We start from the raw sequence: 12,823 nt of genomic DNA on the forward strand, positions 1-12,823 counted from the left end.
ACCTTTTTATAGGTAGATGAAGGTTGATAGATAGTATTTACTAGTTTTTTTCGATAGAATTTAAGATAGATGATTTATGTTGTTTTTGGTGGGGCTGGGGGACTGCTCCAAAATAGGTGAGAAGTGATCAATAGTATGGAGAAGCCGCTCCAAAATAAGCGAGAAATGATCAATGAGGTGAAGGAGCCGCTCCAAAATAGGTGAGAAGTGATCAATGAAGTGGAGAAGCCGCTCCAAAATAAGTGAGAAGTGATCAATGAGATGGAGAAGCCGCTCTAAAATAGGTGAGAAGTGATCAATGAGATGGAGAAGCCGCTTCAAAATAGGTGAGAAGTGATTAATGAGATGGAGAAGCCGCTTCAAAATAGGTGAGAAGTGATTAATGAGGTAGAGAAGCCGCTCCAAAATAGGAGAGAAGTGATCAATAGTATGGAGAAGCCGCTCCAAAATAAGCGAGAAGTGATCAATGAGGTGAAGGAGCCGCTCCAAAATAAGTGAGAAGTGATCAATAGTATGGAGAAGCCGCTCCAAATTAAGCGAGAAGTGATCAATAGTATGGAGAAGCCGCTCCAAAATAAGTGAGAAGTGATCAATGAGATGGAGAAGCCGCTCCAAAATAGGAGAGAAGTGATCAATAGTATGGAGAAGCCGCTCCAAGTTAAGCGAGAAGCGATCAATTTGATGAAGTAGCCGCTCCAAAATAGATGAGAAGTGCTCAATTGTATAGAGAAACCGCTCCAAACTAGGAGAGAAGTGCTCAATTGTATAGAGAAACCGCTCCAAACTAGGTGAGAAGTGCTCAATTGTATAGAGAAACCGCTCCAAAATAAGCGAGAAGTGATCAATAGTATGGAGAAACCGCTCCAAAATAAGCGAGAAGTGATCAATAGTATGGAGAAACCACTCCAAAATAGTTGAGAAGTGATCAATGAAGTGGAGAAACCGCTCCAAAACAGATAAGAAGAAATCAATCCATTAAAAAACCGCTCAAATAAGAGTACAAAATAATTAATTCATTAAAAGAGTCACCCGAAAACAGCAAGTTAATGAGGAGGGGAAAGCATATGGCATTGCGTATTGTTTCAGGACGTTCGGGAACAGGGAAATCGGCATTTATTCATCAGGAAATTGTTGAGCAGCTTAAGACAGATCCGTTGGGGCATCCGATTTTCATTATAGTGCCTGACCAGATGTCTTATTCTACGGAATATGAGCTGACGAATAAGCATGGTTTACAGGGCTTGATTCGAGCACAAGTGATGACGTTTAAACGTTTAGCATGGTTGGTGTTACAAGAAACGGGTGGTATTGCTCGTAAAGAAGTGAATGGCTATGGCTATCGAATGCTTATTCGTAAACTTTTGGAGGAACAAAAAAGTGAGTTTTCCTTATTTCGACAAGCAGCAGGAAAACGTGGCTTTACGGAGGAGATTGAAACCCTTTTAAAAGAATTTAGTCGCTATAGCGTCAATAGCTCAGTCTTGGCAGAGGTAACGGAATCTTTGAAGGCGATCGATGCACCCAATACCTTGCAAGCGAAAGCAAACGATTTACATGTCGTTTTGCAGGCATTAGAGGAACGACTGGGTACGACATATGTTGACAGCGAGGGCTATTATCCGATTTTAACGGAGCAATTGAAGTATGCTGAAACGATGAAGCAAGCGACCATTTATATTGATGGATTCACTGCTTTCACTGTGCGAGAGTTAGAACTGGTTCGTGAGTTGTTAAAGGTAACACAGCAAGTAACCGTTGTTCTTCCGTTTGATCATATAGATGAGGCCTTTGATGAACAAGCTCTATTCCATGAAGCAGCTTTAACGAATCAACGACTTCATGATATCGCAAAAGAAGAGGGCATTGATGTTGAATTACCATACCATTTTTATAATACTAAAAGATTTCATTCTGAAGATTTACAGCATGTGGAGGCAAAGTTTGCTGATTTGGAGCCTCAAACGAAAAAAACTTCTGGAGATGTAATCGTGCTTGAAGCATCAAATCGTCGAGCAGAAGTACATGCGATTGCCCGGGAAATAACAAAACTGACAAGGGAAGACGGTTTTCGCTATCAGGATATCGTACTTTTGTATAGACAAGCAGATCTCTATGATCCACTTATTACAAGTATTTTCCAACAATATGAAATTCCTATTTTTACAAATACAAAAAAGACGATGTTACATCATCCATTAATAGAGCTAAGTCGCTCAGCCTTGGAGGTTATGACCTCGAACTGGAAATATGAACCTGTTTTTCGTAGTGTGAAAACAGATTTGTTTTTCCCTTTACAAGCGGAGCTAACGATTTGGCGTGAGCGAGCAGATCGATTAGAAAATTATTGCTTGGCACAAGGCATCTATGGTGAACGATGGTTTGAGGAGGCACGTTGGTTTTATAAAAAATATCGAGGTCTAGAATTCCATTCGCATGTACAAACAGACGAAGAGCGTGCAATGCAGGCAGAAATCGAGGCCATTCGGGATGAAATTCGCCAACCTCTAAAACTTTTACAAGACAAGCTTGATAGCGCGAAGAATGGCAGAGATATTGCGACTGCTTTATTTGAGCTAATAGAGTCATTACAGGTATATGATAAACTGCAAGCAATGAAAGATCGTGAGCTAGAGCGGGGTGACGCATTAGCAGCAAGTGAACATGAACAAGCTTGGAATGAATGGGTTGCTGTTCTTGATCAATTCGTTTATATGTTTGGTGAGCAGGAGATGACTGTAGAGGAAGCAGCCAAAATTCTTGATGAAGGTTTTGATACATTAGAATTTTCAAGAATTCCGCCAACCCTTGATGAGGTAATGGTGGCTACTGTTGATTTAGCCCGTTTATCCAATATCAAAGTTGCCTTTGTTATAGGGATGAATGATGGTGTTTATCCAACTCGTATGGAGTATGAAGGCTTGTTGTCAGATAGCGAGCGTGAATGGTTTAGTCAAATTGGCTATGAGCTTGCCCCTACCTCTACTAATCGTTTATTACAGGAAAATTTCTTGTTCTATCGCGCTATTACAACGCCATCTAACAAATTGTATATGACGTACCCTACGGCGGATGAGGAAGGCAAGGCACTGCTATCCTCACTTTATATTAAGAAAATAATAGGGAATGACAAAAAGACGGGTTTATTAAGTGATGTTTCCATAGAACGAGTGGTAATCGATCCGATTGAATTACTAGACGGAGATGTTTTGCCATATTTACGCCATCCACGTACCGCATTAGCACATCTGATGGTGCAGATACGTCAAGCTGAACATAGCCGTGAACTAGCTCCAGAATGGCTAGCTTTACAAAGATTTTATAAACAAGATCCATATTGGGCGCTCATTTTCGACCGTGTCCTTTATCCAATTACCCATAAAAATGAGGCTGAACCACTTGAAACCTATATTACACAGGAATTATATGGTCAGAAGCTAACATCCAGTGTGTCGCGAATTGAGAAATACTTCAGATGTCCTTTTTCTCATTTCACTACATACGGTCTACGTCTAGAAGAACGTGCTGAGTATCGTCTAGAAACCTTTGCAATGGGTGACTTATTCCATGAGGCGTTAAAGTGGATTACAGAGGAAACACATCGTCAGCAATTATCATGGATTCGTTTAACAACAAAGCAAATTAAACAATTAGCACGTCAAGCAGTAGAACAAATTGTACCAGTCTTTTCCCATCAAATCCTATTATCTAGTGCCCGTTATCGCTATATTCAGCGTAAGCTTATTCGAATTGTCGAGCGCACAATGACGGCATTGACACGGCATGCTAATGTATCTCACTTCAAACCAATTGCGATTGAGGCATCATTTGGTCCTGGACAACATGAACAGCTACCACCACTAGAGATTGATTTGACTGGTGGCAAGAAAATGTTTATGCGTGGGCGTATTGATAGAGTGGATAGTGCAACGATAGATGACCGCTCTTATTTGCGGATTGTTGACTATAAATCCTCAGCTCGTGACCTTGATTTAAATGAGGTTTATTACGGATTATCCTTACAGGTCCTAACGTATTTAGATGTGGCAATGGAAAATAGCTCTTACTGGCTATCAGGTGAGGCAGAGCCAGCAGGGGTACTGTATGTCCATGTCCATAATCCGATGCTAAAGCTGGATAAGGATTTGACGGACAGTGAAATAGAAGAGGATCGTTTAAAGCAGTATAAAATGAAAGGTTTACTGTCTGAAAACGCTGAGGCGATATTATCGATGGACGAACAATTGGAGGAAAGTAGCGGGCATTCAAAAATCATTCCTGTCTATATGAAAAAAGATGGAACACCTTCTGAATCACAATCCCGCATAGTTCCTGTCAATGATATGAAAAAGTTACAGCATTTCGTTCGTCGTAAACATCAGGAGGCAGGGAATGGTATCTTATCTGGTGATACCGCCATTAGCCCCTATAAATTGAAAGCCAAAACGGCATGTGATTATTGTCAATTTGCTGCAGTTTGCCAATTTGATCCATCTGATGGTAAACAAAGCTATCGTCAATTGATGCAAGCAAAGCCGAATGATATTGTTGATAAAATTCGGAAGGAGGTAGAATAGCATGGTACAAACAATTCCTATTAAGCCAGCAGATGTCACATGGACAGACGATCAGTGGAAGGCGATTTATGCTAGCGGTCAAGATACACTTGTATCGGCTGCGGCAGGGTCTGGGAAAACAGCAGTCCTGATTAATCGTATGATTGAAAAAGTCATTGCTACTGAAAATCCCATCAATGTAGATGAACTATTGGTAGTGACCTTTACGAATGCTTCAGCCGCTGAAATGCGCCATCGTATGTCTGAGGCATTAGAAAAGGCGATAGCAGAAAATCCAACATCCAACCATTTAAGACGGCAGCTTAGTCTTGTGAATAAAGCACAAATTTCCACCCTGCATTCCTTCTGTTTAGCCATTGTGAAGCAATACGCATACTTACTTGAGATAGATCCAGGCTTTCGTATTGCCAATGAAGCAGAAATAGCATTATTAAGAGATGATGTTTTAGCAGAAGTTCTAGAAGATGCCTACGATTCTGAGGATGAGGCTCACGTACAGGCTATTTATCGTCTTGTTGATAGCTTTACCTCAGATCGTGATGATCAAGCCATCGAAACGCTGATTAGTAAACTTTATGATACTTCTCGTGTACATGCAGAACCTCAAAAATGGCTATGGAGCCTTCCACAAGCATATGATTTAGCTGATGAAGTGACGATTGATGATTTAGAGCTATCTCAATACGTCAAATTGACCGTACGCCATAGTCTGGAAGAGGCGTTTGTATTAATTTCAGAAATGCGGGCGATTACATTACAGCCAGACGGACCTGCCCCCTATGCTGAAACGGCAGAAATTGATTTTGCTATGATTCAGGAAGGGATTCGCATTAGTCAAAGCGGTACATGGCAGGAGCTATTTGATTATTTTGCAACGGTCAAATGGTCTACATTAAAACGAGTATCAAAGGATGCATTAGTAGATGTAGAGCTACAAGAGCTGGCGAAGAAAAAACGAGACGCAGCCAAAAAAATGATGAATAAAATCAAAGAGGCGTTTTTTGTTCGTACGCCTGCACGCCTACTTGAGGAAATAAGATTAATGGCACCGACGATTGCTACGTTAGTGGAATTGACCACTACTTTTAGTGAACAATTCCGACTAGCCAAGCTAGAACGTGGAATCATTGACTTTTCAGATTTGGAGCATTATGCACTTCAAATTTTAACGGTGGAGGTAGATGGCGAGCTTCAGCCGTCACCAGTTGCACTAGATATGAAAAAACGCTTTAAAGAAGTGCTGGTGGACGAATACCAGGATACCAATATGCTACAGGAAACCATCTTACAACTTGTCAAAACAGGTGAAGAACAGGATGGCAACCTTTTTATGGTTGGGGACGTAAAACAAAGTATTTACCGTTTCCGATTAGCTGAACCAAAGCTCTTTATGCGAAAATATAGTGAGTATGTGGAGACACCTGAGGTAACGGGGATGCGAATTGATTTAAATGCTAACTTCCGTAGTCGAAAAGAAGTGTTGAATGCGACAAACTACGTTTTTGCACAAATTATGGGTGAGCGTGTTGGTGAAATTCTTTATGACGACAATGCGTCATTAAAGCCCGCTGCGCCTTATGATGATAAAGAAATACCTGTTGAGCTAGTCGTAATGCATCCACCACCGGAAGAGGAAACAACAGAAGAACTGGAAGAAATAAACAACGAGGCTGCTGAGCTAGAGGAATTAAAAAAATCACAATATGAGGCACGCTTTATTATCGATCGTATCCGTCAGATGATGGAAGATGGAACAACCGTTTACGATACGAAAACAAAAACAGAGCGACCATTAAAGTATAGTGATATTGTGATTTTAATGCGTTCGATGACATGGTCGACAGATTTAGTGGAGGAATTTAAGCTGGCAGGGATTCCACTCTATGCAGAATCGTCTAAAGGCTATTTTGATGCGCTTGAAGTGATGATTATGTTAAATGTCCTGAAGGTAGTCGATAATCCCTATCAGGACATCCCATTAGCTTCTGTACTGCGCGCACCATTTGTTGGTTTAACGGAAAATGAGCTGGCGAAAATCCGTTTAGCCGATCAAAAGGTACCTTTTTATGATGCTTTACGACAATTTATTCGCAGTGAAGGACATGGTGTGCAAACCACTACATTTGAGAAGCTGCAACGCTTTATGCTAGCCTTTGAAAATTGGCGAGATTTAGCACGTCGTGGATCATTGTCTGATTTAATTTGGAAAATTTATTTAGATACACATTATTATGAAATGGTTGGGGCAATGCCGAATGGCAAACAGCGTCAGGCAAATTTACGCGTTTTACATGATCGTGCGTTAATGTATGAAAAAACGGCATTTCGTGGACTATTCCGTTTTTTACGTTTTATTGATCGTATGCGTACGCGTGGTGATGATTTAGGCACTGCCAAATCAATTGGCGAAAAGGACGATGTGGTGCGCCTGGTGACAATTCACTCTTCCAAGGGATTAGAATATCCAGTCGTCTTTGTTGCAGGAATGGGACGTCCGTTTAATAAAATGGATTTTCATCAACCTTATTTATTCGATCAAGATTTTGGACTAGCTGTTAAGGCCATTGATCCCGAAAATCGTATCACCTATACATCGTTACCGTTTTTAGCATTGAAGGAGAAAAAAGAACTAGAGATGCGCGCAGAAGAAATGCGTGTCTTATATGTTGCGATGACTCGTGCGAAAGAGCGTTTGATTTTAGTAGGCTCAGTGAAGAACTGGGAGAAAACACGCGACAACTGGCAGGACGCACAAAGTTTGCCGTTGGATGCACCGCTTCAAGACTATTTACGTGCTAGAGCTAATAGCTATTTGGACTGGATAGGCCCAGCAGTGGCAAGGCATGCGGACTTTGCAGCAGTAGCAACCAATTCTTATAAGAAATTAGAGGATCCATCACATTGGTGGGTTCAAGCCATCGATACAAAGCATTACTCGTATGAGTTACAGGCGATGGGCGATGAAGTACAGCAAGCGCTTGCGATGCCAGAGGATGAGGACTTGCTGGCTGAAATCACGACCCGCTTTCAAGCACAGTATGCCTATCAAAAATCAACAAGAAAGCGCTCCAAAACATCTGTTAGTGAAATAAAGCGATTAGAAAATTTACAGCGTCAGGAGGAACCCGAATTTTATTTTGCCTCCCCTACCAAGCAAAAGGCTTCATCCATTGCACCTCGACCAGCTTTTTTACAGGAACAACAGTTAACAGGTGCTGAAATTGGTACCGCTGTGCACACAGTGATGCAGCATGTCCCTCAGTTTGGTTTTGGTCATATCAATGATGTAAAGGGCTTTGTAGAGGATTTAGTCGCAAGGCAGCTTTTAACAGAGGCAGAGGGTATGGTGGTTCCACAAGCGAAGATTTATCATTTCTTTGAGACAGAAATAGGGCAACGCTTTCAACGGGCGAGTCAAATACGTAGGGAAATGCCATTTACCATTAGTAGAATCGATGAAGATGGCGATGCTCAAATTGTGCAAGGGATTATTGACTGCTTATTTGAGGATGAATACGGTAATTGGGTCTTGTTGGATTATAAAACGGATCGTATACAATCTCATTTTGCGCAGGAGCCTGCCCTGTCAAAAGAAATACTAGGTCGTTATGCCGTACAGCTTCGTGTTTATAGTGAAGCCATTGAATCCATTTTACACATCAAGGTGAGCGATAAAGTATTATATTTATTCGATAATGAACAGATCATACAGGCATAAAGAGCTTGTTATGGGAAAAGTAGGGCTTATTTGTCCTGCTTTCACCATAGCTACTAGTCAAGAGGAGGCTATTTTGTGGAGTTAAAACCGACAATGTTGCAGGAACGAATGGCAACATTAGATATTTTACGAGGTATTAGTTTAGTAGGTATCTTACTTGTAAATATGTATACCTTTTATTTGCCAATGCCGCATATTGATTTGGCATCATGGTTTACAACCCCATCGGATATTGTGTGGCAGAAAAATATAGATATTTATGTGCAAGGTAGCTTTTACCCGCTCTTTGCCATGCTATTTGGTTATGGACTGGCTATGCAGTGGCAGAAGGCTCAGAGTCGTGAACAAAACTTTTATACGCTAGGGCTTCGTAGACTGTCCATCCTTTTTGCCTTTGGTTTTGTCCATGCTGTGCTAATTTGGTGGGGCGACATATTAATGATGTATGCATTTTGTGGCGTTTTTTTAGTGCTTTTACTACGTTTGAGTCCTATCTGGCTATTAGCTAGTGCTTTGATCATTAATGGCTTGATGCAAGTTTTTATGCTCTTTGTGGTAGGGATTGTTAATTTTAATACAAAAGTAGATGACTACTTAGATATCGTATCAGTAGAGAAGGCCATCACGGCTTATGGGACAGGAGACTGGGTAGATGCCTTTATGCAACGCTTAACAGATTTATCGACGCAGGCAGGCATCGAGATGTGGTTTGTCGCACTGTTCACCATTTTACCGTATATGTTAATAGGTGCCGCTGCCTCTAAATGGCGTTTAGTAGAACGAGCTAAAGAATTGAAGTGGTTATGGCTGACATTAGCAATTGCCGGATTGGTCATCGGAATTGGTATGAAAAGCTTATCTATTATGTTTACAAGAACTTATTTACTAGATTATTTAAAGGTATACATAGGGGGTCCAATGCTATCGGTGGGCTATATCGGGGTTATTGTGTTACTTTGCTTAATGCCAATTGTGCCAAAGCTACTTAGTCCTTTTGCTAAAATTGGGCGCATGTCATTAACGATGTATATCCTTCAATCGATTATAGGCACTTGTTTATTCTATCAATTTGGTTTTGGCTGGTATGGCAAAGTAAGTGTGGAAACTGGGGTATTAATTGCTATTGGCATTATTGTTGTACAAATGATCATAGCAGAAATTTGGCTATCTAAGTGGAAACAAGGGCCGTTAGAGGCAATATGGCGTAAATTAACATATAAGCAAAAGGTGGAAGTACGTTAATATATTCCTCTTCACATGCATATTTTAAGAAGATATAACAACTTATAAAAATGTTGTCGCAAAAATGAGGTAATTTCTATCATATTGTTGTATTATGTAGAAAAAAGAAGGAGCTCTTTCAATCATGAAAATTTTATCATTCAAATTAGGTGGACATGTAAGCTTTGGACCAAAAGTAAAAAAAGAAGAAGCGGTATGGGACGTACTCGCTATTCAAAATGAACTTCAAGTTCTCCCTTCTTTTTCAAGTTCAATCGTGGATGGCATTGCTTTAGGCTTTGATTTTGTGGAACAGATTCGTAAATTAGTAGAGGCAGCAGAAAAATCAGATAATGCTAATAGTTTTAAACGTGAATTTACAGAGATTGAATGGCTTTCACCAATTCCACGTACACCTAAAAATATTATGTGTATTGGTAAAAACTATGATGAACATGCGAAGGAAATGGGTGCAGAAGCAGCACCAACGGATTTAATGGTATTTACAAAATCACCAACTGCAATTGCCGCTGATGGACAAACAATTTCTATTCATGCTGATCTTTCTTCAAAAATGGATTATGAAGGTGAGCTAGCTATCGTTATTGGGAAACGTGGCAAAAACATTCCTAAAAATTTAGCATTTGATTATGTATTTGGCTACACAATTGCCAACGATGTAACAGCTCGTGATTTACAAGAGAAACATAAACAATTCTTCTTGGGTAAAAGCTTAGACGGTACTTGCCCTCTTGGACCATACCTTGTGACAAAGGATGAAATTCCAAATCCACAAGACTTAACAGTTGTTACAAAGGTTAATGATGAAGTACGTCAAAACGGCTCTACGAAAGATATGATGTTCACTGTTGAAACACTAGTATCCATCCTATCAAAGCATGTGACATTAGAGCCAGGAGATGTTATTTTAACAGGTACGCCAGCAGGAGTTGGCAAAGGTATGAACCCGCCACAATTCTTAAAAGCTGGAGATACAGTAAAAGTATCCATTCAAGGAATCGGTACATTAGTCAACCATTTTGAATAATGATGATATCAATCCGCGGGAGTCCATACTCCGCGGATTTTTTACTTCTTTAAGGGAAGGTAACAGAAGTTAAAGCTGTTAGATCTAACGATGTAGAATCTTAATTGATGTAAATTATGTGAACACTATTGTAATATTTGAAACCCTTTCCATCGCATGGTAGGATAGAGTTTGATAGAAAAAGAATGAGGTGGGACAAACATGAGTTTTTTAACTAGCCAAACGCATTTGCATATTACTACGTGGGTAGTGGCTATTGTTATCTTTTTAATTGCGGCACTAATGGGTAAGCAATCAAAAGGCTTACATATGACATTACGTCTGTTTTATGTATTAATAATCATCACAGGTGGAGCATTATTTATCGAGGCAATGGACTATGGTCAAGGTATGCTTTACGGTTTTAAATTCTTAGGTGGCATACTTGTAATTGGTATGATGGAAATGGTATTAGTGCGCCAAAAGAAAAATAAACCAACAGGTATGTTTTGGATTTTATTTGCAGTATTCTTATTAATCACTTTGTTCCTAGGATTTAAACTACCAATGGGTCAAGATTTCTTAGCATAATGATTTAAAAGTCGTGAAGTAGTAGTTGCTTCACGGCTTTTATTTTGTAACCGAAAATGAAGACGTAATTGACACCTTTTTGCCGTAATTCATTTCGCATTTTCGCAAAATCTTTGGAAAAGATAGCGACGTGACTGAGTTATTTGGTAAAATGACGATGATTGGTTTGAAAGAGAGGGAATAACAGTGAAATTTAAGAAGTGGATAAGTGCAACGGCTGCATCACTTTTATTAGCAACTTCATTCGTAACTACTATACCAGTAGCCCATGCGGATGAATCAGCGACTAGAACGATAGCAGAAGAGAGCATCTATGATTTACTCGTTGACCGTTTCTTTAATGGCTCGGGCACAAACGATTTTGATACAAATACGCAGGACCCTTCGAAATTTGCGGGAGGCGATTTTACAGGTTTACAGGATAAACTGAAATTTATCGGTGAGATGGGCTATACGATTGTTTCCATTGGACCTATTTTTTCTACAGAGAAATACGATGGTTCAATGCCAACAAGCTATACTACAATCGAACGTCATTTTGGAACAACGGAAGAATTCCAAAGTATTGTAGAGGCCTATAAAGCTAAAAATATGTCTATTATGGTTGATTTTCCACTTACAAATGTGAGTCCAAATCATGAGTGGGCAAAGGATGCTTCAAAAGCAGATTGGGTTGCATCTACGAATAATGGACAAGTACAGTGGGATTTAGCGAATAAAGATGTGCAAGAGGCACTTATTCAAGCAGTAACTGAATTTGTTTCTACATATGACATCGGTGGTATTCGTTTAACAAATATTGCAGGGGCTGATACAGCGTTTATCAATGCAATGATAGCCGCATTAAAAGAGACAAAATCGTCCCTTTATGTCATTGCTAATGAAGAAAGTGATGCTGACTTTGATGCAACTTTCTCACCTGTAACGGCAGATATCTATCGTAATATGTTTAAAAACGTGGATATGGATTCCTCTAAATTAATGGAACCTTTTACAGGAGAAAAACCGACACAAATTATGGTGGATTCGCTTGAAACTCATCGTTTTACATTCGACTCTGCTAATGAAAATATGTTCCCACCTACACGCTTAAAAATGGCGATGGGTGCTTTATTTATGCTACCAGGAATTCCTGTCGTACAATATGGTACCGAAATTGCTATGAATGGGGAAGCCAAACCAGATACACACCAGTTTTACAACTTTAAAACAGATGAAGAACTGATTGATTATATTAAAAATGTTCAATCTTTACGTAATCAATCAGCTACTTTGCGTAATGGTGATTTTGAAGTCATTACAAATGAAAATGGCCTTCTTGTCTTTACACGTACTTCTGATGAAGAAAAGTGGGTAATCATGGTTAATAATACTGGTAAAACACAACGCGTCGACTTAACGCCTGAACAACTTGGTGAAGGGAAAATGTTGAACGGGATTTTACATGAGGAAAAAGTTCGTATAAATGAAAAAGAAGTTTATCCTGTTATTTTAGACCGAGAAATGGTCGAGATTTATCAGGTTCGCAATGATGAAGGCTTAAACACGCCCTATATGGTGGCTTTAGGCTTAGTATGGTTGATCTTTATTGGTTTTGTAGTCATCATCATTAAACGAGGAAAAGTTCGCCGTCAGGAACAAGACGTCCAACAATAATAGCACAACGAAAAAAGCATGCTAGGAGCCATCCTA

The 12,823-nt window shown here is 39.8% G+C and carries 7 protein-coding genes; 6 read left to right on the forward strand and 1 reads right to left on the reverse strand.

What is annotated here, in order from left to right; all coding sequences use genetic code 11:
• Positions 1-60: 60 nt before the first annotated feature.
• On the reverse strand, positions 61-909 hold the full coding sequence (locus tag ACEVFT_RS11260; RefSeq protein ID WP_393949791.1) for a hypothetical protein: 849 nt from the start codon (positions 907-909) through the stop codon (positions 61-63).
• 155 nt (positions 910-1,064) lie between these two features.
• Between ACEVFT_RS11260 and addB the strand changes: the two genes are divergently transcribed.
• From addB to ACEVFT_RS11290, 6 genes are all read left to right on the forward strand, one after another.
• Entirely contained in the window at positions 1,065-4,574 is a 3,510-nt protein-coding gene (gene addB, locus ACEVFT_RS11265) for a helicase-exonuclease AddAB subunit AddB (protein WP_393949793.1), read from the forward strand.
• 1 nt (position 4,575) lies between these two features.
• Positions 4,576-8,292 (forward strand): helicase-exonuclease AddAB subunit AddA, encoded by a 3,717-nt coding sequence (gene addA, locus ACEVFT_RS11270; protein ID WP_393949794.1) that lies wholly within the window; start codon positions 4,576-4,578, stop codon positions 8,290-8,292.
• A 75-nt stretch (positions 8,293-8,367) separates the two neighbouring features.
• Positions 8,368-9,534 carry a DUF418 domain-containing protein gene (locus ACEVFT_RS11275; protein ID WP_205441344.1) on the forward strand — a complete coding sequence of 389 codons (1,167 nt, stop codon included), beginning with the start codon at positions 8,368-8,370 and terminating at the stop codon, positions 9,532-9,534.
• A gap of 124 nt (positions 9,535-9,658) precedes the next feature.
• The gene (locus ACEVFT_RS11280) at positions 9,659-10,561 is read left to right on the forward strand and encodes a fumarylacetoacetate hydrolase family protein (protein WP_393949797.1); all 903 of its coding nucleotides are present in this window, start codon (positions 9,659-9,661) and stop codon (positions 10,559-10,561) included.
• A gap of 201 nt (positions 10,562-10,762) precedes the next feature.
• Positions 10,763-11,131 carry a YisL family protein gene (locus ACEVFT_RS11285; protein WP_205441348.1) on the forward strand — a complete coding sequence of 123 codons (369 nt, stop codon included), beginning with the start codon at positions 10,763-10,765 and terminating at the stop codon, positions 11,129-11,131.
• 186 nt (positions 11,132-11,317) lie between these two features.
• Entirely contained in the window at positions 11,318-12,787 is a 1,470-nt protein-coding gene (locus ACEVFT_RS11290) for an alpha-amylase family glycosyl hydrolase (RefSeq protein WP_205441350.1), read from the forward strand.
• Positions 12,788-12,823 lie beyond the last annotated feature (36 nt).

Source organism: Lysinibacillus sp. PWR01 (genome assembly GCF_043359455.1).
Lineage (GTDB): Bacteria > Bacillota > Bacilli > Bacillales_A > Planococcaceae > Lysinibacillus > Lysinibacillus fusiformis_F.

Coding starts and splice junctions, on each gene's coding strand:
- ACEVFT_RS11280 (WP_393949797.1), top strand. CDS start 9,659: ATGAAAATTTTATCATTCAAATTAGGTGGACATGTAAGCTTTGGACCA.
- addB (WP_393949793.1), top strand. CDS start 1,065: ATGGCATTGCGTATTGTTTCAGGACGTTCGGGAACAGGGAAATCGGCA.
- ACEVFT_RS11285 (WP_205441348.1), top strand. CDS start 10,763: ATGAGTTTTTTAACTAGCCAAACGCATTTGCATATTACTACGTGGGTA.
- addA (WP_393949794.1), top strand. CDS start 4,576: ATGGTACAAACAATTCCTATTAAGCCAGCAGATGTCACATGGACAGAC.